The sequence below is a fragment of the Pantoea sp. genome, assembly GCF_039594315.1.
In the GTDB taxonomy this organism is placed as follows: domain Bacteria; phylum Pseudomonadota; class Gammaproteobacteria; order Enterobacterales; family Enterobacteriaceae; genus Pantoea.
On record NZ_JBCNNP010000002.1, the window covers coordinates 269,738 to 294,607 of the forward strand.

Below are 24,870 nucleotides of genomic sequence, written 5' to 3' on the forward strand. Positions count from 1 at the left end.
TGGCTAATTCCCGCCACTCTCTCTATGATGAAAACTTTCCCGCGCGATTGCGGGGATGATCAATGAGTTAGGGAAAAATTGCGCAATGACCATCATAAGCGATCTGGATTTACGCCAGCTTGAAGCCTTCTCGGCGGTGATCTCTGCTGGCAGTGTGACGGCGGCGGCGAAGGCGCTGAATCGCTCGCAGCCAGCGGTGTCGCGTCTAATCCAGGAACTGGAGCAATCGCTAGGTTATCCGCTGTTTATCCGCAACGGGCCACGCATCCATCCTTCCGAAGAAGCGCTGCAACTGCATCAATATGTGCAGAAAGCCTTGCTCTCCTTGCAACAAATTCGCCTGCGCGCGCAGGAGATTGCCCATCAACAACATCGTCCGCTGAGCATCGCCGCCACGCCTGCGCTGGCTGCCGGTTTATTGCCACAGGCATTGTCTGCGCTCAACTTGCAGAACAAAGTGCAGATCATCAGCGAATCGGCGGTGCAGACCGCACATGCAGTGATCACCGCCGAAGCCGATCTCGGTTTATGCAGTTTGCCGCTGGAGCATCACGCGGTGGAATTACACTGGATCGGGCAATCACAATGCGTGGTGGCGTTACCAGAAAACGACGAACTCGCCGCGCAGTCGCAGCTGTCGTTAAGCAGTTTGGCGGGACGTCGTTTGATTGCGCCGTGGAGCCCGCAGCGCCTGCGTGGACGTTATGAAAAGGCGTTGAAAAAGGTCAAAGCGCCGCTGATGGAAACCATCGAAACCAACTCTTCTGCCAATATTCTTGGCTGCGTGCGCGCCGGATTGGGCGTGGCAATCTTAGAACCGGTCACCGCGTGGGGCATGCCGCTGGCGGGCGTAGCGATTCGTCCGCTGGAAGAAGAGATTCCTTACTATTTTGGCGTGATCACGCCACAAGGTCGGCAGATTTCTAGCGCTACGCAGGCGCTGGTGGAGGCGTTAGCCAACGCGGCGGCTGATCTCCTGCCTGGCTTCGAACGTCTGCCTGCTAGTGAACATCCGCGCATTATGCGGTTGATTAATCAGGACTAAAAGCAAAACCCTTTCCCGCCACCAAACGCTTATAACATTTTCGGCATAAGATATAAGAAATCCATTGGTCAAAAGCTGAGCGCAAATCTTGACTCCGATTTAGGGCAAGAGGATTATGCGAATCCTTAGCTGTTACTATGCGATTTAATGATTATTACCCATTAACTATGTGTTATCAGGATAATGGCAATGCATAGTGATTTACGCGCTTTAGCGGCGATTGGCTGCCGCTTCATTCTGGGAAAACGTCTATGACTTATGCCGCCGAAGGCCTTGCTGCACTGGAAGCCCAGTTACAGCAAGATCTGGAATATCTGGAACTGCCCGCCAAATCCTGGGTGCCTGAACGCACGCATAATGGCGCCGCCGTACGCGATGTGGTGGTGATTGGTGCGGGTATGTGCGGATTGGCGGCACTGGCGAAATTGCAGTTCACCGGCATCAGTAATGTAGTGGCCTACGATGCCGCGCCCGCCGGTTTAGAAGGTCCGTGGGTGACGTTTGCGCGCATGGAAACCCTGCGCTCGCCGAAAACCTTGCACGGCCCGGCGCTTGGCATGGCGCAACTGACTTTCCGCGCGTGGTTCACCGCCCAGTGGGGCCAGGAAGCGTGGCAAGCGCTGGATAAAATTCCCAAAGCGCAGTGGATGGATTATCTGATTTGGTATCGCAAGGTACTGAATCTGCCGGTACACAACAACGTGCGCGTCGGCAATATTGCCTTCGATGACGATCTGATTGCGCTGGATCTCAGCGGTGCAGAAACCGGCCGCGTTTATACCCGCCGTTTGGTGCTGGCCACCGGACGTTCTGGCCTCGGCGGCTTTGCCGTGCCAGATTTCCTGCAAGGGATCGATCGCCAATTGTGGGCGCACTCTGCTGACGAGATTGATTTCACTGCTTTAGCAGGCAAACGCATTGCGGTGATTGGCGCGGGTGCATCGTCGATGGATAACGCCGCGACCGCGCTGGAAAACGGCGCGGGCGCAGTCGATCTGCTGATTCGCCGTAAACAGATGCCGCGCATCAACAAGATGACCGGCATAGGTAGCCAGGGCGTGGTGCACGGTATGCATCAGTTGCCGGACGCGTGGAAATGGGCGTTTGTCGATTACACCGCCACTACGCAAACGCCGCCGCCGCGATCCTCAACCCTGCGTGTATCACGTCATGATAACGCGCGTTTCTTACTGGATTGCGGCATCAACGCGGTAAAGCAGCAAGACAACGGCTTACTGATCGAAACCACTCAAGGCGCGCTGCGCTACGACTTTTTGATTGCCGCCACCGGCTTTAGCAACGATTTCCACGGACGCCCAGAGTTCGCCGCCATCGCGCCGCATATTCGTAGCTGGCGTGATGGACGCTATCAACCAGAAATGGGCGCGCCACGACAAAGCTTGCTGGAAGCGCCGGATCTCGGCCCCTCCTTTGAATTTCGCGAATTGACGCCAGGCGCATGCCCGCAGTTGGCGCACATTCACTGCTTTAACGATGCGGCGATGCTGACGCACGGCAAAGTCTCTGGCGACATTCCGGCGGTTAGCGCCGGTGCCGATCGGCTGGTGCGCGGCATCACCGCTTCGCTGTTTGCCGAAGACGTCGAGCAGCATTACGCCAACCTACAAGCTTTTGACACCCCTGAATTGCAGGGCGATGAATGGGTGGATTCCACACCGTTACTTAACCAGGAGAATGCGCAGTGAGTGACGCAATTGATCGCGCAGCCGGATTAACCACCGACGATGCGCTGTACGCCACGCGCCGCCTGCGCCCGGAATTTGTTGATGGGGCGGAGCAGTGCCGCCAATCAGTATTAACGCCAAATGACGATCAAGGCTTGGCCGAAGATCTGCGTCTGGCGCTGGCGCAACGTATGGCGATGTTGAATAGCGATGCCGCGCTGCAAGCCGATTATCAGGCACAGCTTGAGCAGCAGCGGCCATCCGATGCGCTTTTGGCGTTAGCGGCAGGTGCCACCGATCTGGCGGAACCGCTGGCAACGATTGCGCGCCACGCCGATCTCGTCACCCAGCAGCCGATGAACGCCACCGAGCAGCACATTCGCTTGCTGGAGCAGGCCGGTTTGAGCAATCCGCAAATTGTGGCGCTGTCTGAACTGATCGCTTTTGTTAACTTCCAGACGCGCGTTGCGGCCGGATTACGTTTGTTGAGGTCTGCATGATTCCGTCGGTTAATCTCAAGCCGTTGCATTGGCATCCGTATATCGCGCCGGTCGAAGTGGCTGATGCTACGCCCGCGCAGCTTGATGCGATGAAAGTGACGCCATCTAATAAGAAGATCTCCGAATATGTGCGCACGCTGGCGCACGATCCCGATAGCTACGTAGCGCGCACCGTGCTGTTCAACGCCATCATGTATGTCGAAGGCGGATTGGATCGTGCGGATCGTGAACTCGGTGCGCTAGGCGCTTCGATCGTCAACGGCTGCAAATATTGCGCGGTGGTGCATGCGCGCCGCCACGCGCAGCTGGCGGAAAGCGACGCGGTGGTGAGTGCAATTTATTTTGATCGTGCCGATGTATTGAGTGAACGCGATGCGGCGATCTACCGATTTGCCCGCCGTTTATCGGTGACGCCATCGGAAGCGAATGCCGAAGACATGGCGGCACTGCGCGCGGTCGGCATGATCGATCAGGAGATTATTGACCTGATCCACGCCATCGCCATTTTTGGCTGGGCCAACCGTTTGATGCATGTGCTTGGCCATGCTGACCTGAACAAATAAGGGCTGCTGCATGTTAGAACTCAACGATATTAAGCTCTCTTACGGCAGCACGCCGATCTTAAAAGGCGTCGATCTGTCGGTAAAACGCGGCGATGTGGTGTCGATCATTGGGCCAAGCGGCACCGGTAAGACCACGTTGTTGCGCTGCATTAACTATCTGGCGAAACCGGCATCGGGCACCATCCAGCTCGATCAGATCCGCATGGATTATCAGTCGCCAGACAAAGCGGCGATCCAGGCGATCCGTCTGCGCACTGCGATGGTGTTCCAGCAATTTAACGTGTTCAAAAACATGACGGTGCTGGAAAACGTCATGGATCCGCTGATCGTTATTCAACGCAAAAGCAAACAGCAAGCGCGCGACATCGCCGTGCAGGAACTGGAGCGCGTGGGATTGGGCGCCAAGCTCGATCACTATCCGTCGCAGCTTTCTGGCGGCCAGTTGCAGCGTACCGGCATCGCCCGCGCGCTGGCGGTGCGTCCTGATGTGATGCTGTTTGATGAACCGACTTCATCGCTCGATCCCGAGCTGGTGGGCGAAGTGCTGAAAGTGATTAAAGACGTGGCGTCATCCGGCATTACTTCGCTGCTGGTAACGCATGAGATGCAGTTCGCCAAGAGCATTTCGAATCGCATCGTGTTTATGGATCAGGGCGTGGTGGCCGCGCAGGGCAGCCCGACTGAGATGTTTGATAATCCAACCCTGCCACGCCTTGCTCAGTTCCTCAATTCAGAACGCGTATTCTAATAATTAAAGGAATCAAAGACATGCCTGCAATCAAAACCTCATTACGTCGCCTGGCCGCACCTGGCATCATCGCACTGGCCTTGATCAGCACTAGCAGCTTCGCTGACGCGGTGCGCACCATCAAAATCGCCACTGCTGCGGAATCTAAGCCGCTGTCGTGGGGCGCGATTGGGCACGAGCCGCAGGGCTACGAGCCGGATGTGCTGAAAGCCATCAACGCCAAACTGCCGCAGTACAAATTCGTGATGGAAGGCGCAGCCGATATCGCGCAAGAAACCGGTCTGGCAACCGGCAAATATGACATGGCGAGCGGCGGCTATTACAAAGCACCGGCGCGCAGCAAACAGTTCCTGATCCCGGATGCGCCAATCGGTGCCAGCCTGATGAAGATCTACAGCCGCAGCGATAGCAACATCAACGGCATGAAAGATCTGGTCGGCAAAAACATCGTGCCTGTGACTGCGGGCGGCGGCGTGTACAAATTCGTCACGCAATGGCAGCAAGACAATCCAAACGACAAAGTGGAGATCAAAGCGTCGAGCGCCGGCGTGCCTTATCCGGATCGTCTGAAAGAAGTGCAGAGTGGCAAATATGACGCGCTGATCCTGCCTTCGAACCTCGGCGAGCAGGCGGTGATCGACGAGCAGAAACTGAAGATCAAAGCCAGCGAGCCAGTGGCGGTGAACAACACCTACGTGCTGATCCACCGTTCTGCCGAGAACCAGGCGCTGAACGATGATATCGCCAAAACGCTGCAACAGCTGAAAGCCGACGGCACGCTGGATAAGCTGGCGCAGAAGTGGTTCGGCGAAGACGTGACTAAGTATATGAAGTAAGCGATTCACCTGAAGCCGCTGCGCCCGGTGAGAAGCCGGGCGTTGCTTCATTGTTAGCAGGAGTGTTTCACCGTGAATCTGACATCAATGATTCCCGAGCTGCTGTCGGCGCTGCCGTTGACGCTTGGCATAATGTTTGTCGCGATGATCGTCGGGTTCTTCCTGGCGCTGATCGCCACCGCGTTGCGCGTTCGTCGCGTCGCGCTAATCAGCTCATTAGTTGATTTATATGTTTCATACGCGCGCAGCGTGCCAGTGGTGTTGCAGCTGTTTGTGGCGTTTTATGGCTTGCCGCTGATCACCGACCACCTTGGCTACGCCGACTTTTTCACTGCCAACGTGGCGGCCATGATTGGTCTGAGCCTGTATCACGGCGGCTATTTGTCGGAAGTGATGCGTCCGGCGTTTCTGGCGGTTGAGCGTGGTCAGCATGATGCCGCCGACAGCATGGGCTACAGCTTCTGGCAAAAGATGAAACGCATTGTTGGCCCGCAAGCGCTGCATTTTGCGCTGCCAGGTTACGGCAACGCGATTATCTATCTGATTCATAACGTGGCGCTGGTGATGTACATCGGTGCGGCGGATGTGATGGCGACCGCGCATCTGATCATGGAACGCGACTACAACCAATATCAGTTCGGTACCTATCTGGTGCTGGCAGTGCTCTATTCGCTGTTGTGCGGCGTGGCCTGGCTGATTATTCGTTACTTCGAACAACGTCACGCCAAGTACAGCTCGAAAAGCGCTGCACGCGTCAAGTTCACCAGCGTCTGATAGGGGAGAGCAACCATGTTTGATCTTGAGGTTTTGCTGCCGGACTTCTGGAGCATTCTCGATGCGGTGCCGGTCACGCTGCTGATGGCGGTGACGGTATTTGTCTGTTCCACGCTGCTCGGCGGGCTGTTTGCGTTTATCGAACATCGCCGTATTCCAGTGCTGCGCCAGTTGGTGATCGCTTATAAGATCGCCTTCAAAGGCGTGCCGATGGTGGTGGTGATTTTCCTCGCCTATTACGGTTTGCCACCGGCGCTGCATTTCGTTGCCACGCTATTCGGTGTGGAAGTGAATGCCCACTCGCTGCCGAACTGGGTGATTATCATCGTGGCACTAAGTGCCTGCGTGGCGGCGTTTCAGGCGGAAGTGTGGAAGGGTGCGCTGAACTCGTTTGATAGCGGACAATCGGATGCGGCGTTGTCGTTAGGCTACAGCGGCGGTCAGCTGTTCCGCCGTGTGATGTTCCCGCAGATTATTGTGGCGGCGATTCCCGATCTGGCGAACGCCTTTATGGTGATCATGAAAGCGCTGTCGCTGGCGTTTGCCATCGAAGTGGTGGATATCTTCGCCCAGGCGCAGTTGACTGCGGCGCTGAATTTCTACTATCTCGAAGCCTTCCTGATTGCGGTGGTGTTCTACATGGTGATTGCGTATGTGGTCACCAAGATTGCCGACAAGATCGAAGCGCGCTTGCGCGTGCGGACATAAATTCCAGGTCGCCATTAATGGCGACCTGATTATACTGGGCGCTCTATTTGTGCCGGAGCCGCCATCTTGATCTCTCAAATCAACTCACAGCAGCAGGCAGAAGCGCTGCGCCAGATCATCAGCGCACTGGTGCGTAATGTACGTATCGCTACTGCAACGGTGCGCACGTCGCAGTATGAAACGCTGGATTTGCTGGATAGTCATCAGGCGCTTTCAATTGCCGATTTGGCGCGGTTGCGGGGTGTGAAGCATCAAAGCATGCGTTTGGTCATCAATGAGTTGGAGCTGCAAGGTTTGGTGTTGCGGCAAAAAAGCGAGCAGGATGCGCGCGCGCAGGTGATTGTATTAAGCGATCAGGCGCGCGAGCAACTGGCTGCCGCGCGGCAACAGCGCGCGGCGTGGCTGGCGCAGCGCATTGATGAGGCGTTAGATGAGCAGGCGCGCGACGACTTGCAAAAAGGCATCGCCGCGCTGCGCAAGCTGCTTTAACTGATGCTGCGCAGCTGGCTAACTACCGCCGCCAGCGTATTGATGCCCCAATGTTCCACATATTGCCCATTCTCAATCCGCACCATATCCATCACTTCAATGGTCACCGCTGAACCGGTGGGCGCGATGCCCATCAGCGCGCCGCTGTGCACGCCAGTAATAGTTTTGCGCGTGTTGACCCAATCGCCTTCGGCAATCTGCTGATGGATCTCAACCTGAAGGTCGGAAAGTGCCGGGCGCAGGATCTGAGCAAAGGTGTGCCACAACGCTTCACGATCGTTTGATGCACCGGCTGGAGCGGAGTGGTTAACGAAATTCTCTGCGACCAGTTGATCGAAGGCTTCACGATCGCCTTGGGCGATCACCCGGTGATTGAAGTGGCGTACTGCCGCTTTGTTTTGTTCTGACATGCTGATACCTCACCAATATATACAGTTTAACTGTATATATTTAACCGCAAAGCGTGAGGTGAGGTTTGCTATGTCGTGCTTTGTATTGGGTGCGGATGGTGCGGGCTTTCCCTCACCCCAACCCTCTCCCACAAGTGGGAGAGGGGGCAGATCGAGCGAAGGGTTGAATTTTGTGCGGGCGGTTCCCTCTCCCGCGTGTGGGAGAGGGCTAGGGTGAGGGGAAAAGCATGCCGAACTAACGTTTACTCAGCGCTTCCCACAATCCCAGCAGATAGGTGGTGCCGAGCGCACGGTCGTACAAGCCATAACCAGGGCGACCGGTTTCGCCCCAAATAAAGCGGCCATGATCCGAGCGGATGTAGCCATCGAAGCCGTTGTCGTACATCGATTGCAGCACTTTATACATATCCAGCGAACCGTATTCGGTAGGATGCGCGCACTCGTAGAAATCTTTGTCATGAATGATTTTGATGTTGCGCACATGGGCAAATGGAATGCGTTTGCGGCGCGAAAATTCCGCCAAAATGCCGTACACATCATTCGCCGGATCTTCCGCAATCGAGCCGGTGCACAGCGTGATGCCGTTGGCTTCGGAATCCACCACGTTGCAGATCCAATCGAGATCGTCGCGGTTTTTCACTATGCGCGGCAGGCCGAAGATCGAATACGGTGGATCATCGGGATGGATCGCCATTTTCACGCCCACTTCTTCACACGTCGGGATCACCGCTTTGAGGAAATAGGCGAGATTTTCCCGCAGTTTAGCGTCATCGACATCTTTATATTGGGCAAACAGATCCTGCACTTTCGCCAAACGTTCCGGTTCCCAGCCAGGCAGCGCGAAACCATTGGAATTGCCCAGCACTTCCTGCACCACGTCGTCGAGGCTTTTATCAATGCCTTTCTTCTCGAACGCCATGGTCAGCGAGCCGTCAGGCAGCACGTAATTCATGTCGGTCTTCATCCAGTCGAACACCGGCATGAAGTTGTAGCAGATCACTTTTACGCCGACCGCTGCCAGATTACGAATACTTTGCTTATAGTTTTCGATGAAGCGATCGCGGCTCGGCAGGCCGATTTTGATATCGTCGTGAATGTTAACGCTTTCAATCACTTCCACCGTCAGCCCAGCGGCATGCACCTGTTCAACCAGCGCATTGATTTTATCAACCGGCCAGGTTTCCCCCACCGGCACGTCATACAACGCACCCACCACGCCGCGTACGCCCGGCACCTGGCGAATATATTCCAGCGAAACTTTATCTTCTTTCGGACCAAACCAACGCATTGTCAGTTGCATAATGTCATCCACCGTCATCGTGTCTGTGATAACTGACAAACTACCATTCTAGTAAACATGATGACAGATCGAACAATCGAATAAGGCTTGATCCGCGTCACAGATCACACTTTATCCACGCTGCTGACCGCTTAATGATGTTGCACCAATCCGCTGAAATACTCTTTGTATTTGAATAATTCGAGATCGGATCGTAAACCCAGTTTGCGCAACGCGGTCTGTTTCTGACCGCTGATGGTTTTACGGCTGCGCGCATATTTCCCTGCGATCTGCGTGATGCTCAATCCATCCAGATAACAGCGAATCACTTCGATCTCTCGCGGGCTTAATTCGCGCAGCAGCAGCGTGAGGTCATCGCCCATTTCGCGCGGCAACAAATATTCATGCATCTCGCGATCGCTTTCCGAGAACTTATCCATCTCCAGCAACATATCGGCGGTGAGAAAACGTTTGTTACGACACACCTGATGTAAGGCGTTGATCAAAACCTCCTGATCTTCGCTCTTACCGACAAAACCATGTACGCCCGCTTTCAGCAGTAATTGCACAATCGCCGGTTTCTCTACAGAAGAAGAGACCAAAATTCTCAAATTGGGATAACGCATGCGTAGCTGCTTTACCATCTGCAAGCCATCCAGATCGCCATCACCCAGCATGTAATCCAGCACCAATACATCCAACGGATTGCGCTGTAAAAACGCCATGAGTTGCTGACGCTGTGAAAACGTTCCAGCCAGTTGCAGCAAAGGCTCTTGAGCCAGTCGATATTGAATGGCTTTGCCAATAAGTGGATGGTCGTCCAGCACGGCAACCTGCCAGATCGCTTCTTCTTTCATTATTTCACCTCTTTGATCAGTTCATTTTCGAGTGCGCGCTGGAAGAGGACTTCCAGTTCGGCCACGGCGTTAATCACCGCAGGCAGTTGGTGTCGCAGCAACGTGCCATCTTCGTGTTCAGCCGCCTGCTCAGCGGCGAGGCAACTCTGTTGTAAGGATTCAGCGCGCAGCAATTTGCCGCTGCCAAGCAGCTGATGCGCAGCGTGACGTGCGCCAATGAAATCGTCTTCTTGCACTGCCTGCTGCAAATGAGCGAGATCGCGGGCATTTTGGGTTTGTGCGGTAGTGACCAGGTCATGCCAGGCAATGGGATCGTTGGCGGCCAGATTTTCTAGCGTTAATAAGGTCTCCTGACGCGGTGGATGGGTGGGTGCTCCGGTGACGACATGCAGCAACTGCGCGCGTTCCAACGGTTTGAAGAGGCAGCCGTTCATGCCCGCGTTACGCGCTAAGTGGGCAACGCGCTCTTCTGCCATCGCGGTTAAGCCATAAATCGGTATCGCGCGGCGATTGAGCTGTTTTTCTTCAGCGCGTAATTGGCGCGTGAAAGCAAAGCCATCCATGCCCGGCATATTGCAGTCGGTGATGACGCGATCGATTTCTTGTTCGCGCCACAGCGCCAGCGCCGCTTCACCACTATCAGCGACCAACACGTGATGTCCGGCGTAACGTAATTGCTGAGCCAGCAGCAAACGGTTAGTGGCATTGTCATCAACAATCAGCATGCGTAATGCGATGTGCGCCGCGTCATCAAGGGGAAGTTCGATGGCAGTTTCAATCAGTGCAGCGGGCTGCGCAGTGAAGCGCAACATAAACACGCTGCCGACTTCAACCTCGCTTTCAACGTGTAATTCGGTGCCCAACATCACCGCTAAACGGCGACAAATATTCAGTCCCAATCCGGTGCCACTGACGCGATTGCTACCCTGGTCGAGTTGAATGAAGGGTTCAAAGATGGCTTGTTGCTGTTCGGCGGTTAATCCCATGCCGCTGTCGCATACTTCCAGCACGTATTCGGCTTTGCTGATATCTGCCTGATACAGCGCCACTTCGACCTCACCTTGAGTCGTGAACTTGATGGCATTGCTCACCAGATTTACCAGAATTTGTTTGAGAGCAACGGCATCAAACAACACGCAATCTTGTTCGATATCCAGCATCACCTTGAGCGCCAACCCTTTGTTTTGCGCAACTTGATGAAACAGCGCTTCAGTATCATGCACCACATCGCTGAGCGACATCGGCGTATAACGTATGCTGAAATGCCCGGATTCGATTTTTGCCAGATCGAGAATATCGCCGACTAACGACAGCAATGATCGCGATGATTGCCATGCAAGGTCGATGTTCTGCTGGCGCTGGCGTGCGTCGCTCTGGCCAAAATGCTCAATTTCCAGCAAACCAATCAGTGCTGCGAGCGGTGTTCGAATTTCATGGCTCATGTGCGAAAGGAAGGTGCTCTTCGCCTCGCTGGCGCGCAGTGCAGCACCTTTCGCTTTACGCACATCTCCCAGCAACGTTTCGATGTAAATCAACTGACCACTCATCTCTTTTTCAAGCAGGCGTTGCTTGGCCAGCGATGATTTCAGCCAATGGTTGCGCCAAAGGAAGAACAGCAAACAGACCATTGCCACCGCGATAATGCGCAGCATGTAGCTGCGGTAGCTTTGCCAAGATGTGCTGGTGGCGGGCGGCGTGTATTTGATCCAACGTTCCATCAATGATTGCATCGTGGGTTGTGGGATATCGGTCAGCGCTTTATTGAGGATGGAAATCAGGTGTTCATCCGCGACGTTAGCGGCCATCGCCAAACGAAACATCGGCAAGGGCGCCACAAAAGCCACTTTGAAGCGATCATTAAAATGATTGTTGAGCAAATACTGTGCCGACTCGTAAGGCACGATAAAGCCGTCAACCTGCTTATTCTGCAATTCGCCAAGTGAATCGATGGATACGGCATTTTCACTAAAATCGATTTCTGGCCAGCGTTGTCGCAAATCATGGCGGTAATAGGAACGCTCATAAATGCCGATGCGCTTACCTGCCATCTCATCGAAGCTGTGATAATTGCTGTCGCTGCGCGTCATCACCACCCAAGGCGAATAAATATAAGAGCGGGTGTAACTAATGTTGTCACTTTGCTGTGAGGCGGCGTCGCTAACCACAATCAGCGAATCACGTTGATTGACCAACGCATCACGCATGTTGCTGAGCCCCTGCATTGGCTTAAAATTAAAGCGAATACCGGTGCGTTGAGAAATCATCTTTAACAGTTCGACGCTGAGGCCGGCAACGCGTTGTTTACTATCCAGAAAAGTAAAGGGCAGATGCGTAGGATCATAATTCACGGTGATATGACGGTGCTGCGCCAGCCATTGCGTTTCCGCTTCACTCAAATCAAGCGGATGATTCTTCACCACTGATTGATAATCCAGCCCCCAGGCTTCGGCAATTTGCACCGCATTGCGCAGCGGAATATTGCTGAGGATTTCATTGATGGCGGCAATCAATGGTTCGTTGCCGGCGCGTGCGGCGAAACGCGCATCAACATCATTGGTATACGGCGTGTTATGTGACTCGATAATATTTTGTAATCCGCGCTGTGAAAGATAGCGTTGCGTGGCCGAATTGCTCCAGAACACGGTGTTTTCACTAAACGCGGTATCGGTGTAAGCCCACAATGGCGGCGAAGCTGCGGCCAGTTGCGCTTGCGGATAGCGTTTATGCAGCAGATCCTTCAATTCGTCATCGCCGTAATACATCAGACGATAGTTACTGTCTTTTAACTCGCGATCAAATTTCATGTTGCGTCGGCTGATCAACACGCTTTGCGCCAGTGAATAGGGGATGCTGAGCTTGAGTTGAGTGACGTGATTGGCGGATTGCGGATAATAGGGAATCAAATCAATCTCGCCCTGATTCAATGCCGCAACCAATTCCATCCGCGTGCGATACTGCGTGATCTCAACCGGGCGATGCAGCGTTTTTGCCACAATCGCCAGATAGTCGGCGGATAATCCTTCGTAAATATTCTTCTCAAACTCGACTGAATAGGGCGGCAATGAGTGGCTCCAGATGCCAACACGCAATACGTTATGACGCGCTAACCAACGCTGACTTTCTGCATTTAACGTGACTTCAGGCGAGACTAATCCATAGCGCGGTGTAAAGGTCAGCGAGGTGGCGCTGAAGGCCGAGCAGCAGAAGCCTACCAGGAAAATCATGCTTATAATGCGATTGCCCACGAATCATTTCTCAATCATCAATGCGAGTGTTTTGCGCCGCCTATCAGACGGGACAACGTCCTGATGCACTGTTTTGCGCCAGGTTTCATCCCATAGCGGCACGTGGATGCGGAAAAATTAAACTTTTTTAAGAAATTTCTTAAAAGCGCCCATTCGATGATGGGTAATGAAATGGGCGGGATTGGCGGAACAACATCAATCACTAACTTATGGTTGGTACTTAAGTAAGTTTAGTTCGCTGTTTTTGCTGGTTAGTGTCGACGTTACTTCTGAAGTCGGTGCAATTTGCCGCTGCTAATCGGCTTTTCATTTGTTTTATTTACAGAAACTTCCTGGTAGGCAAAATAGCGCTTATTTCCTCCTCTTCAGCCAACCATGTCAGAAGAAGCGCTGCGTCAGCAGATCCAGAACCTGAAAAAGCATAATGCGCGATTAAAGCGTATAGCGCATGACGCGCGAAATAAGCTCAGTGCGGCGCTGGATGGAACCGGATTATGTTTGTGGCAGTTGGATATTCCCAGCGGCAAGCTGGTGATTTTCAACCGCCGCTGGGGCTCGATGCTGGGTTTTCAGCCGAAAGAGACCAAAGCGCAGTTCGAGGTGTGGCGTGAGCGGCTGCATCCTGATGATGCCGACGAAGTGCTAAAAGCCTTTTACGATCACATTGAAGGGCGCGCACCTTATTACGAAGCGCTGCATCGCATGCTGGGCAAGAATGACAACATCAAGTGGGTGCTGGATCGCGGGCGTGTCACCGAATGGGATGAAGCCGGTAATCCGCTTAAAGTCACCGGCACGCACATCGATATGACCAAAGAGAAGCAGTACGAAGCGCAACTCTCCTCGCTGGCGCATCACGATCCGCTCACCGGTTTAACCAACCGCCACGCGCTGCAAACCCACTTCAACAAGATGAAAGCGCAGCCGCTGTGCGTGGCGTTTATCGACCTCGATAACTTCAAGCACGTCAACGATACGCTGGGCCACCGCAGCGGCGATGAAGTGCTGATTCAACTCAGCCAGCGCATTACTGATGTGGTGCCGCCAAACGTGGTGATTGGTCGTTTGGGCGGCGATGAGTTTGTATTGTTGATGCCGTTTCTCATTGATTATCCCAAAGTGCGCATCTTGATGCAGGCGGTGCTGGATGCCGCATTGACGCCGTTTGATATTGATAACGGCCAGGCGCAGATTGGTGCCTCGATTGGCGTGGCGCAGGTGCGTGAGCGCGACAGTTTTGATGACGCGCTGACACGCGCCGATGAAGCGATGTATCAGATTAAGAAGAACGACAAGCAAGGGTTTGGTTTGGCGGGATAGTTGCAAATAGGCTCGATCGGTTCCCTCTCCCGCGTGCGGGAGAGGGTTAGGGTGAGGGAAAAATCGCATCTCACTAAAACGCAAAACACGAACAACCCAACGCGCCCCAAAACGCATTATTATCCGCCACCGGCACCGAAGATTGGCGCGCGACATCATGTGCATGACTGTGCACGCCACACGGGCCGCTGCATTGGTGCACTTTCGGCATCATCGCCGCACGACCATTTGCCTGCGGCGGTGCGCTGCGATAATGGCCCGGCACCGTTACCACTGGCGACCACTCGGGTAATACCGGCACCGGCGGCGGTGACAGCGGGCTAAAGCCGCCAGCGGCATATACCACTTCGCCATCGACCAGCGTCAACACCGATTCGATGCCTTTAATCTCCTCTTCCGGCACGCTGAAGAAGTCTTTCGACAGCAGCACCAAATCCGCTAACTGACCGACTTTAATCTCGCCTTTGGCATTTTGCTCGCTGGAGAACCAGGCGCTGCCTTTGGTCCACAGCATCAGCGCGGTTTCACGATCGATACGCGCATGGTCATCGTACAGTTGCATGCCGCCGACGGTGCGACCGGAAACCAGCCAGTAAAGCGCGGTCCACGGATTGTAACTGGCGACGCGCGTGGCGTCGGTGCCCAATCCCACTGGCACGCCAGCCTCCAACATGCGCGCCACCGGCGGCGTCTGTTTGGCGGCTTCTTTGCCGTAGCGATCGACAAAATATTCGCCCTGAAACGCCATGCGATGCTGCACCGCCAAACCGCCGCCCAGCGCTTTAACGCGTTCAATATTGGCTTCGGTGATGGTTTCCGCATGATCGAAGAACCAGTGCAGACCGTTGAACGGAATGTCGCGGTTCACTTTTTCGAAGACGTCGAGCATGCGGCTGATCGATTCGTTATAGGTGGCGTGCAGGCGGAACGGCCAGCGATGCTCCACCAGATGGCGCACCACGCGTTCCAGTTCATCTTCCATGCCTGGCGCCAGATCCGGGCGCGGTTCGAGGAAGTCTTCGAAATCCGCTGCCGAGAACACCAACATCTCGCCCGCGCCGTTGTGACGCAGGAAATCGGTGCCCTGGCCGGGTTTCAGCATGTCGGTCCACTTCTCGAAATCTTGCAGTTCTTGGCCAGGATTTTGAGTAAACAGGTTATAGGCGATGCGCACCGTTAGCTGCTTTTTGGCGTGCAGTTCGGAAATCACATCGTAATCATCTGGAAAGTTTTGGAAACCGCCACCTGCGTCGATAGCGCTGGTCAAACCGAGGCGATTCAGTTCACGCATAAATTGGCGCGTAGAGTTGACCTGTTGCTCGAACGGCAGTTTTGGCCCTTTCGCCAGCGTGGCGTACAGCAACATGGCGTTGGGGCGCGCAATCAGCATGCCGGTCGGATTACCGTTGCTGTCACGCTGGATCTCGCCACCCGGCGGGTTTGGCGTGTCTTTGGTGTAACCGACCACGCGCAGTGCTGCGCGGTTGAGCAGCGCACGATCGTACAAATGCAGAATAAACACTGGCGTATCCGGCGCGGCGGCGTTGATTTCATCCAGCGTCGGCATGCGGCGTTCGGCGAACTGGAATTCACTCCAGCCGCCTACCACGCGCACCCATTGCGGTGACGGCGTGCGCAGCGCTTGTTCACGCAGCATACGCAGCGCATCGGCCAGCGATGGCACACCTTCCCAGCGCAGTTCGAGGTTGTAATTTAGGCCGCCGCGAATCAGGTGCAAGTGCGAATCGTTGAGGCCGGGAATACCGGTGTGGCCTTTGGCATCAATGATTTGTGTGTTGTTATCGGCGAAGCGCATCACTTCCGCTTCACTGCCGACCGCGAGGAATTTGCCCTCTTTAATCGCCACGGCGGATGCCAGCGGGTTGGCGCGATCTACGGTGTGAAATTTGCCGTTGGTAAAAATCAGTGAGGCGGTTGTCATCATCTTTCTCCAAATCGATTAAGCGTAGCGGTGAAAAGCACTTGCGTCGTTGGTTAAAAAAATACGAAATGAGAGCAATTATTGATAACGGATTGTTTTGGGGTTGTTGTTAAACAATTTTGGGGGAGGGGAATAAATGCGTTTAAACCTTGAGGCGCTGCTGATTCTGGATGCGCTGGATCGCCACGGCACCTTTGCGGCGGCGGCTGCACGACTGTTTAAAACCGCGTCAGCGCTGAGCTATACCGTGCAGAAAATGGAGAGCGATCTCAAAATCACGCTGCTGGATCGCTCTGGTCATCGCGCCACCTTCACGCCAACCGGCCGCCTAATGCTGGAGAAAGGCCGCACGTTGTTGCGCGCGGTGAATGAGCTGGAACAACAGGCGCGCTACGTGGAAAGCGGCTGGGAAAGCCAATTGGTGATCAGCGTCGATGCATCGGTGCCGTTTAGCATCCTGACGCCGCTGATTGATGAGTTTTATCAGGAACATCCGCACACCCAACTGCAATTCCGCCAGGATGTGCTGTCAGGCTGCTGGGAAGCGCTGCATTACGGCGAAGCGGATATTGTCTTTGGCGCGGTGCAAGAGCCCGCCACGCGCAAAGAGATTGTCTGCCAGCCGCTGGGTTGGCTGGAATATGTGTTTGCCGTGGCACCCAATCATCCGCTCGCCACGGCGCCGGAACCGTTGCTGCGCGAGCAGATCCGCCAATATCGCGCGGTGACAGTGCATGATTCATCCCGGCATGGCGCGGGCATGGATTTACGCGTGCTGGATGAGCAGAAAACCCTGAGCGTGCATGATTTTCCGGCCAAATTGCAGGCGCAGCTGGATGGTTTGGGCTGCGGCTATTTACCACGCTATCTGGCGCAGCCGCATCTGGAAAGTGGTGCGCTGGTGGCGCGCATGCTGGATAGCGAATGTCGTCGTGATATGGCGTACCTGGCGTGGAATGAAAGTGCCTGCGGTAACGCGGCAACCTGGTGGCGCGAGCGTTTGCTCACGCTGCCAGGTTTGGCCGAAATCTATCTGCCGGCGTGATCAGATGGCGATGTGGTGACTGACAACCGGTTCCTCTTCGCCCTGATGGAATTGCCGCACCGCTTGTTGTAACTCAGCATCAGCGTGGGAAACGCGCTGGTGCTGACGCAAATGTTCCTGCCACGACTCGACCAAAAACCACTCCAGCAAGGCATTAGGATCGTCGGTTTGCGCCATCAATCCCCATGAATAAGCGCCATCGCGGCGGCGGGCATGTGCCAGTTTATGAATCGCCTGTTTGAATGCAGCACGATCTTCAGGCATCACGCGATAGCGAATTTGAATCAGCACCGGACCGTGACGCACATCCACGTCAGCATCCACCTGCGGCTCAGCCCAATGCAGCGCCGGTTGCAGATCGGCTTCACCGGCTGGCAACACCAGTCGTTTGAGCAGCAGGGCGCTAATAATCAAACCTGCTCCGGCGATCAGCAAGGTATTGGCCAATCCAGCATGTTGGGCGATCAAGCCCCACGTCAAACTGCCAGCTGCTAGTGTGCCGTTAAACACCATTAAATAAACCGCCAAACCACGACCGCGTACCCAATCCGGCAGCACTGCTTGCGCCACGCCGTTTAAGGTGGTGAGGGCGATGATCCAACCGATGCCGAGTACCAGCATCAAAACCAGCGCCAACCACTGCGGCGGACTGAAGGCCAGCGCCAGCATCACCAGCGCACTCAACAGCGCCGACAGCAGCAACAAACCATCGTGACTCAATTTGCTGCGCAGACGCGGCAGCAGCAGCGCACCGGCAATCGCGCCGATACCCACCGCGCCCAGCAGCATGCCGTAGAAACCCGCCGTGCCTTGCAACATGTTGCGTGCTACCAGCGGCAGCAGCGCCCAAATGGCACTGGCGAAGGCGAAGTACAGCGCGGCACGCAGCAGCACGCGGTGCAGATCATGACTTGCGCGCACATAGCGCAGTCCGGCACGAAACGCGCCAAAGAAGTGCTCATTGAGTTCGGTTTTGGCTTTGGCCGGACGTTTCCAATACAGCAGCGCGGCGATAACGAAAAAATAACTCGCCACATCGGCACCATATGCCGCCATCGCACCTAAACTTGCCAGCAGCAAGCCGCCGGTTGCCGGGCCAATCGCTCGCGCAATGTTGATACCGAGCGAGTTGAGCGCCACGGCGTTTTTCAGCTCATGACGCGGCACCAGTTCCGGCACAATCGCTTGCCACGCCGGGCCAAACAATGCCGCGCCAATGCCGCCGATGAAGGTCAGACCGATCAGCCATTCAACGGTGAGCCAGTGATTGTGCGACAGCAAAAGTAAGGTGCCGCTGACGCTGGCCATTAGAATTTGCACCGCAATCAGCAGGCGACGGCGATCGACAATATCCGACAGCACGCCCGCCGGCAGCGCCAGCAGGAACACCGGCAAAGTGGCGGCGGTTTGCATCAGCGCCACGGCGGTGGGATTGTCCGACAATCCGGTGACCAGCCACGCGCTGGCAACATCGCGGATAAAGCTGCCGGTGTTGCCGAGCACCGAGGCGGTCCAGATTAGGGCAAAGAGTCCATAGCCAAAGGGAGAAAAGGCATTGCTGTGCGGTTGAGTTGGATTGTGCTGGCTCATCATCAGGTTCCTGTCAGTAGGCGATGAGTGCACCTTACGAAGCCAGCTGCTTGCTTGATAGCGGAAAAAACCGGGCAACTTGTTCAGGCTTTTTTGACAGCTTCACTACACAAAAAAGCCTGAACAAGTTGTCAAAATCTCTGCTTTAGGTTTTTCCAGTAGCTCGATGTAGTTTGATTTGCAGACACCACATCACTCACTAACGGAGCAAAAACATGAGCACATTCAAAACCAAAGACGGCGTTAACCTGTACTTCAAAGATTGGGGCAAAGGCCAACCGGTGCTGTTTAGCCACGGCTGGCCGCTGGATGCGGATATGTGGGATAGTCAGCTCAATTTCCTCGCGGAACGTGGCTATCGTGTGATTGCCTTTGACCGCCGCGGCTTTGGTCGCTCCGATCAGCCGTGGGAAGGTTACAACTACGATACCTTTGCTGATGACATTCACGGCTTGATTGAGCATCTGCAACTGGATGACGTCACGCTGGTGGGCTTCTCGATGGGCGGTGGCGATGTGTCGCGCTATATCGGCCGCTACGGCACGGCGAAAGTGAAAGGATTGGTGCTGCTGGGCGCGGTAACGCCGATCTTCGGTAAAACTGCTGACCATCCCGAAGGTGTGGAACAAGCGGTGTTTGATGGTATCAGGGATGGCTTACGTAAAGACCGCGCGCAGTTTATCAAAGAGTTCGCCACGCCCTTTTACGGGGCAAATGCCGGACAAACGATTTCTGATGGCGTGATGACGCAGACCTTGAATATTGCGCTGCTGGCGTCGCTGAAAGGCACCATCGATTGCGTGACGGCGTTTGCTGAGACCGATTTCCGTGCCGATATCGCCAAAGTCGATGTGCCAACCCTGGTGATTCACGGCAGCAATGACCAGATCGTGCCGTTCGAAGCCACCGGCAAGTTGGTGCACGAGATGATTAAAGGTTCAGAGTTGAAGGTGTATGAGAATGGCCCGCACGGTTTTGCGGTGACGCATCAGGATCAGTTGAATGCGGATTTGCTGGCGTTCTTGCAGAAGTAGGGAGCACAGAAGTAGGGAGCACGTTGTCCCTCACCCTAACCCTCTCCCGCAGGCGGGAGAGGGGATGAATAGGGGAGCGAAGCATTAATCTGCTAGCAGATGTCCGTACATGGTCATCAAGCGGCGCGTTACGCCGTTGGTCCAGCCGAAGCCATCCTGCAACGGATATTCCCCGCCACCACCGGGGCGCGCACGCTCGCCGCTGATGTCGTACTTCTCGACCAGCTTATGATGCAGCGAATAGAAATTATTCACGGTCGTCAGCCAGTTCACGGCAATCTCGCTGGCTAGCGTCTCTTCACCGTAATTGTTCAGGCCGACCACCGCCATCCATTGCAGCGGTGCCCAGGCGTTGGGCTTATCCCACTGCTCGCCGCTTTCCACCATCGACGTTAATAAACCGCCTTGTGTCAGCAGCAAGTGGCGCAGCGCCACCGCCTGTAAATGTGCCTGTTCTGGCGAGGCTAAACCTAAGAACAGCGGCACCACGGCCGCCGCGGTGAACGCACCGAAACGCTCGCGACGCCAGTCGTAATCGCGGTACACGCCAGCGGTGTTGTCCCACAGATAACGATGAATCGCCTGCTTGCGCGCATCGGCTTTTTTCTGCCACGCCAGCGCAGTCAGCTCTTCACCTTTGGCATGCGAGAGCGTCGAAATCATCAGTTCCAGTTTGTAGAGGAACGCGTTGAGATCGATCGGAATAAATTGTGTGGTGCGAATGCTGGCTAAACGTTGCGGATCGCGCAGCCAGCGCGACGAATAATCCCAGCCGGAAGCCGCACCTGCACGCAGGTCGCGGTACACTTCGTTGGCCGGACGACAGGATTTCTTCGCGGTTTCGATATCTTCCAGCCACGATTCATCACGCGGCGTGTCGCGGTCATCCCAATAACGATTGAGCAGTGAACCATCAGGCATGCGCACCACATGGCGATAGGCTTGATGCGGCATCAGCTCGCCCGCGCCATCCATCCAGAATTGATACTCTTTCATCAACTGATCGAGATAGCGTTTCGCGCCGCGTATGCCATCCTCTTCGAACAGCTCGACCATCAACGCAAACACCGGCGGCTGCGAGCGGCTGAGATAGTAAGTACGGTTGCCATTTGGCACATGACCATAATTATCAATCAGCCAGGCGAAGTTATCCGCCATGTGGCGCAGCAGGTCATCGCGGCCAGCATCCGCAAGGCCAAGCATGCTGAAATAGGAGTCCCAATAATAGGTCTCACCAAAACGACCGCCCGGCACCACATAAGGTTTTGGTAATGGCAGCAGTGATGAATGCGGTAAATGTTGCTGCGGCATTTTAGTTAACACCGGCCACAGTTCATCAATATGTTCCGTTAAGGTTTTATCCGGATTGGAAACATAAAAACTCTCATTCACCTGCGGCGTATAAAAATGTTCATGCACGAATTTTTCCAGATCAAAATCCGCAGCGCGTTTACGCCGACGATAGCGGATTAATATATCCAGCGGATCGAATTTTGGCGCGCAGTCCGGAAAGGTTTTGCTGTCAGAAAATATGTGCGACGTCTGCACTTGTTCAAACAGTTCCATGTAGCGATCGGCAGGCGTCAGCGCATCCGGCGCAGGCAGACCTTCGATCAGCTCGGGTTCCGGCTCTGAATCTTGCATACCTTCGCGCACAAACTCGTGAGGATTATATTGATACTCCAATTCAGCATCATCGCGTCGATCCTCGAAAGCGTTACGTTGCTGGTTGTTAGTATTAATAGCAGCCTCCTGGTTAAATCTTGAATGCGTAAAGGACAAATTATAGAGGTCTGAGCAGGCGAGACAACAATGCGAAATATCTATGAACGTAATAAATCATGTCGATGGATCGCGCTTTTTTATGATTTATTAGCGATTACAACGTCCTATATTTCAGGAAGTGAAAGCAGCTTCTTATATGGATGTTTAAATAACGGCACAGAATTATCTGTAATTAAGAAAAACGCTATTATTTGACTTAAAACGGGCCAGTTGGCTTGATCAATTAATGGCATACGAGGCGGTGGACGGTGGTGCTCGGAGTCGTCTGTCCCTCATCCTAACCTTCTCCCGCAGGCGGGAGAAGGGATGTTTAGGTGGAGCTGAAATACTTACTTCAACGACGCCTTAATCACATCCGCAAACGGCGTGGTTGGGCGGCCAATCAGCGTGCTCAGCGTGCGGCTATCATCGAACAATCCGCCTTTCTCGGCACCGGCATCGGAATCCGCCAGCATCTCCGAAAGCCCGTCCGGTAAACCGGCACCTTTCAGCGCGGCGGCAAACTCGGCTTGCGGCAGGTTGATATAATCCACCGCTTCACCAGACTGCTTAGCGATCTCGGCGCTGAACTGCGCCAGCGTATAACTATCATCGCCCGCCAATTCATACACTTTGCCCGCCTGGCCGTCACGGCTCATCACTTCCGCTGCGGCGGCGGCATAATCCGCACGCGCTGCCGAAGAGATACGTCCTTCGCCGACTGAACCAATAAAGGCATGATGCGCCAAGGCCGGTGCAATGCTTGCCGCGTAGTTTTCGGTGTACCAGCCATTACGCAACAGGGCAAACGGCACGCCAGAAGCTTTCAGATAAGCTTCGGTGGCACGGTGCTCAACGCCCAAACCCAATGGCGTGGTATCGGCATGCAGCAAGCTGGTGTAAGCAATAAAGTCAACAGCCGCCGCTTTAGCAGCATCGATCACCGCCTGATGCTGCGCTTCTCGCTGACCCACTTCGCTCGACGAGATCAGCAGCACTTTATCCACGCCAGCAAACGCACTTTTCAAGGTTTCAGGTTTGCTGTAATCCGCAGCGCGCAAGGTCACGCCTAATGCTTGCAGGTCGCTGGCTTTCTCTGGCGAGCGCACCGCAGCGATGATTTCGCTGGCGGGTACTTTTTTCAATAATTCGTTAATCACTAAACGGCCCAGTTGGCCAGTTGCTCCGGTAATCGCAATCATGATGTTCTCCTTCAGTTTGAGCTGGAATGAAAACAGCCTACGAGATAAACTAACTTTTAGTAAGTACTTACAGATTTGTTAGTTTGGAAAGGGTGAGTTAAATGTCTGAAAAGATGAGTGAAAAATTTACGCGTGGTGAGTTACTCAACCCCAATTGTCCGTCACGTGATGTGCTTAAGCGTATTACCAGTCGCTGGAGCGTGCTGATTTTATTGGCGCTACGTGAAGAAACGCTGCGCTTTAGCGAGCTGCGCCGCAAGATTGGTGGCGTCAGTGAGCGCATGTTGGCGCAGACGCTGCGCTATATGGAAGAAGATGGTTTTGTCGAGCGGATTGCGTATGAAGTGGTGCCGCCGCACGTCGAATACCGTTTGACGTCGTTAGGGCAGGAAGTGGAAGGGCAGGTGACCGGATTGGCCGATTGGCTGGAGAGCAATGTGCATCGGATTTTGACAACGCATTGAGAAAGGTCGCCATGAATGGCGACCATCAGCCCATCAGGCGCGCAAATACTTCTCAAACCAACCCAATGTCCGTTCCCACGCTAAATCGGCGGCGGCTTTGTCATAGCGCGGCGTCGAATCATTGTGGAAACCATGATTGACGTTGGGATACACATAGCCTTCGAACACTTTATGGTTGGCCTTCAACGCCTCTTCATAAGCTGGCCAGCCTTCATTGATGCCTTTATCCAACCCGGCGTAATGCAGCAGCAATGGCGCTTTGATGCGCGGCACATCTTCTGCTTTCGGCTGACGACCATAAAACGGCACGGCGCAGGCCAGTTCAGGAAACGCCACCGCCGCCGCATTCGCCACGCCGCCGCCATAACAGAAACCGGTGATGCCGACTTTGCCTGTGCCCTCTTCGTGGTGCATTAAAAAATCCACCGCAGCAAAGAAGTCATTCATCAATTTGGTGGGATCGACTTTGGCCTGCATGGTTTTGCCTTCGTCGTCATTGCCCGGATAACCGCCCATTGAACTCAATCCATCCGGTGCCAGCGCGATATAGCCGGCTTTCGCCACGCGGCGCGCCACATCTTCGATATACGGATTCAGACCACGATTCTCATGCACGACCACCACGGCGGGCACTTTGCCTTGGGCATTCGCCGGGCGCACCAGATAACCGCGCACCTCGCCGTGGCCTTGTGGCGACGGATAGTTAATGTATTCAGGTTTGATCGCCGGGTCGGTAAATTCCACCTGCTGCGCCAGCGCATAGTTGGGGCTCATGGCGCTTAACAGCGTTGCACCCGCCATGCCAGCCACGGTGAATTTCGCTGCCATCGCGATGAACTCGCGTTTGCTGATTTTGCCGTGCGCGTAGTAATCGTAAAGCTCGAGCAGTTCCTGAGGGAAATCCTGTGCAGTAAGACGGGTCATAACCTCTCCTTCGCTGTTTAACTGGTTGATTACTGCTATAAAAAAGCACAGCTTGCCGCCGCTGGCAAATGCCATGCCGCAGCGGGTTAAAGCGCAATGTTTAACATTACTTCACCAATAAGCAGCAGAAATACCCTTTTTCATTTTAAATTAATTATCTTTTAATTAACAATTCTGATCATGATGCGCTGTCCGTAAATATTTACAGCTCATTTTCATCACCGCTAAATAATCAAAATATTCTGCGCACGAAAAAATAAATAAATGAGGTGCTTACCTGATAAGCGCCGCATTAATAGCTGTGAAATAATAACAATATTGTCACAATAAATGAGGGTGATTAACCTTAACGTAGTGATTTTAAAGTATTAGTTTCTGTGGAAAACAATGATCGAAATCAAAAAACACTGTTATAGTTTTACCGACTTCCACTGTTTCTTACGGTT

The 24,870-nt window shown here is 54.2% G+C and carries 22 protein-coding genes; 13 read left to right on the forward strand and 9 right to left on the reverse strand.

Annotation, left to right across the window (positions count from 1 at the left end):
• The first annotated feature begins 85 nt into the window (after positions 1-85).
• The 9 genes from ABDW13_RS02910 to ABDW13_RS02950 all read left to right on the forward strand — a co-directional run bounded on the left by ABDW13_RS02910 (position 86) and on the right by ABDW13_RS02950 (position 7,348).
• Positions 86-1,045: a LysR family transcriptional regulator gene (locus ABDW13_RS02910; protein WP_343550895.1), complete on the forward strand. Its 960-nt coding sequence runs from the start codon at positions 86-88 to the stop codon at positions 1,043-1,045.
• Between the two features lie 251 nt (positions 1,046-1,296).
• Positions 1,297-2,751, forward strand: a complete 1,455-nt coding sequence (locus ABDW13_RS02915; protein ID WP_343550896.1) for an NAD(P)/FAD-dependent oxidoreductase — start codon at positions 1,297-1,299, stop codon at positions 2,749-2,751.
• Positions 2,748-3,230, forward strand: coding sequence for a hypothetical protein (locus tag ABDW13_RS02920; RefSeq protein ID WP_343550897.1), 483 nt, complete (start codon positions 2,748-2,750; stop codon positions 3,228-3,230). Before ABDW13_RS02915 ends, ABDW13_RS02920 begins: the two co-directional genes overlap by 4 nt.
• Entirely contained in the window at positions 3,227-3,793 is a 567-nt protein-coding gene (locus ABDW13_RS02925; RefSeq protein ID WP_343550898.1) for a peroxidase-related enzyme, read from the forward strand. The genes ABDW13_RS02920 and ABDW13_RS02925 overlap by 4 nt, the downstream gene beginning before the upstream one ends.
• Positions 3,794-3,803: 10 nt before the next feature.
• Positions 3,804-4,541 (forward strand): amino acid ABC transporter ATP-binding protein, encoded by a 738-nt coding sequence (locus tag ABDW13_RS02930; protein ID WP_154155227.1) that lies wholly within the window; start codon positions 3,804-3,806, stop codon positions 4,539-4,541.
• 20 nt (positions 4,542-4,561) lie between these two features.
• Positions 4,562-5,377 carry a transporter substrate-binding domain-containing protein gene (locus ABDW13_RS02935; RefSeq protein ID WP_343550899.1) on the forward strand — a complete coding sequence of 272 codons (816 nt, stop codon included), beginning with the start codon at positions 4,562-4,564 and terminating at the stop codon, positions 5,375-5,377.
• An 87-nt stretch (positions 5,378-5,464) separates the two neighbouring features.
• Complete coding sequence (locus tag ABDW13_RS02940; RefSeq protein WP_343550940.1) at positions 5,465-6,151, forward strand: amino acid ABC transporter permease; 687 nt, start codon at positions 5,465-5,467, stop codon at positions 6,149-6,151.
• Between the two features lie 15 nt (positions 6,152-6,166).
• Complete coding sequence (locus ABDW13_RS02945; RefSeq protein WP_343550900.1) at positions 6,167-6,859, forward strand: amino acid ABC transporter permease; 693 nt, start codon at positions 6,167-6,169, stop codon at positions 6,857-6,859.
• Positions 6,860-6,925: 66 nt separating this feature from the next.
• Positions 6,926-7,348 (forward strand): MarR family transcriptional regulator, encoded by a 423-nt coding sequence (locus ABDW13_RS02950; protein ID WP_343550901.1) that lies wholly within the window; start codon positions 6,926-6,928, stop codon positions 7,346-7,348.
• Here ABDW13_RS02950 and ABDW13_RS02955 read toward each other — a convergent pair.
• From ABDW13_RS02955 to ABDW13_RS02970, 4 genes are all read right to left on the reverse strand, one after another.
• Positions 7,345-7,758 carry an ester cyclase gene (locus tag ABDW13_RS02955; protein ID WP_343550902.1) on the reverse strand — a complete coding sequence of 138 codons (414 nt, stop codon included), beginning with the start codon at positions 7,756-7,758 and terminating at the stop codon, positions 7,345-7,347. The genes ABDW13_RS02950 and ABDW13_RS02955 overlap by 4 nt on opposite strands.
• 235 nt (positions 7,759-7,993) lie before the next feature.
• Entirely contained in the window at positions 7,994-9,058 is a 1,065-nt protein-coding gene (gene uxuA / locus ABDW13_RS02960; protein WP_343550903.1) for a mannonate dehydratase, read from the reverse strand.
• Between the two features lie 131 nt (positions 9,059-9,189).
• Positions 9,190-9,894 (reverse strand): response regulator transcription factor, encoded by a 705-nt coding sequence (locus ABDW13_RS02965; protein WP_343550904.1) that lies wholly within the window; start codon positions 9,892-9,894, stop codon positions 9,190-9,192.
• Positions 9,894-13,118 (reverse strand): transporter substrate-binding domain-containing protein, encoded by a 3,225-nt coding sequence (locus tag ABDW13_RS02970; protein WP_343550905.1) that lies wholly within the window; start codon positions 13,116-13,118, stop codon positions 9,894-9,896. The genes ABDW13_RS02965 and ABDW13_RS02970 overlap by 1 nt, the downstream gene beginning before the upstream one ends.
• A gap of 396 nt (positions 13,119-13,514) precedes the next feature.
• Here ABDW13_RS02970 and ABDW13_RS02975 point away from each other — a divergent pair, with 396 nt between their 5' ends.
• A complete protein-coding gene (locus tag ABDW13_RS02975) occupies positions 13,515-14,459 on the forward strand; it encodes a sensor domain-containing diguanylate cyclase (protein ID WP_343550906.1) in 945 nt (314 codons plus the stop codon).
• A gap of 73 nt (positions 14,460-14,532) precedes the next feature.
• Here ABDW13_RS02975 and ABDW13_RS02980 read toward each other — a convergent pair whose 3' ends face one another.
• Complete coding sequence (locus tag ABDW13_RS02980; RefSeq protein ID WP_343550907.1) at positions 14,533-16,404, reverse strand: amidohydrolase; 1,872 nt, start codon at positions 16,402-16,404, stop codon at positions 14,533-14,535.
• Between the two features lie 133 nt (positions 16,405-16,537).
• Here ABDW13_RS02980 and ABDW13_RS02985 point away from each other — a divergent pair, with 133 nt between their 5' ends.
• Positions 16,538-17,446, forward strand: coding sequence for a LysR family transcriptional regulator (locus ABDW13_RS02985; RefSeq protein WP_343550908.1), 909 nt, complete (start codon positions 16,538-16,540; stop codon positions 17,444-17,446).
• Here ABDW13_RS02985 and ABDW13_RS02990 read toward each other — a convergent pair whose 3' ends face one another.
• Positions 17,447-19,036 (reverse strand): MFS transporter, encoded by a 1,590-nt coding sequence (locus ABDW13_RS02990; RefSeq protein WP_343550909.1) that lies wholly within the window; start codon positions 19,034-19,036, stop codon positions 17,447-17,449.
• Between the two features lie 215 nt (positions 19,037-19,251).
• Between ABDW13_RS02990 and ABDW13_RS02995 the strand changes: the two genes are divergently transcribed.
• Positions 19,252-20,070, forward strand: a complete 819-nt coding sequence (locus tag ABDW13_RS02995) for an alpha/beta hydrolase (protein WP_343550910.1) — start codon at positions 19,252-19,254, stop codon at positions 20,068-20,070.
• A gap of 84 nt (positions 20,071-20,154) precedes the next feature.
• Here the strand turns inward: ABDW13_RS02995 and treF are convergent, their stop codons facing one another.
• The gene (gene treF / locus ABDW13_RS03000; protein WP_343550941.1) at positions 20,155-21,813 is read right to left on the reverse strand and encodes an alpha,alpha-trehalase TreF; all 1,659 of its coding nucleotides are present in this window, start codon (positions 21,811-21,813) and stop codon (positions 20,155-20,157) included.
• A gap of 371 nt (positions 21,814-22,184) precedes the next feature.
• Positions 22,185-23,036: an SDR family oxidoreductase gene (locus ABDW13_RS03005; RefSeq protein ID WP_343550911.1), complete on the reverse strand. Its 852-nt coding sequence runs from the start codon at positions 23,034-23,036 to the stop codon at positions 22,185-22,187.
• A 101-nt stretch (positions 23,037-23,137) separates the two neighbouring features.
• Between ABDW13_RS03005 and ABDW13_RS03010 the strand changes: the two genes are divergently transcribed.
• Positions 23,138-23,500: a helix-turn-helix domain-containing protein gene (locus tag ABDW13_RS03010; protein WP_343550912.1), complete on the forward strand. Its 363-nt coding sequence runs from the start codon at positions 23,138-23,140 to the stop codon at positions 23,498-23,500.
• A gap of 33 nt (positions 23,501-23,533) precedes the next feature.
• Here the strand turns inward: ABDW13_RS03010 and yghX are convergent, their stop codons facing one another.
• Positions 23,534-24,424: a YghX family hydrolase gene (gene yghX / locus ABDW13_RS03015; RefSeq protein WP_343550913.1), complete on the reverse strand. Its 891-nt coding sequence runs from the start codon at positions 24,422-24,424 to the stop codon at positions 23,534-23,536.
• Positions 24,425-24,870 lie beyond the last annotated feature (446 nt).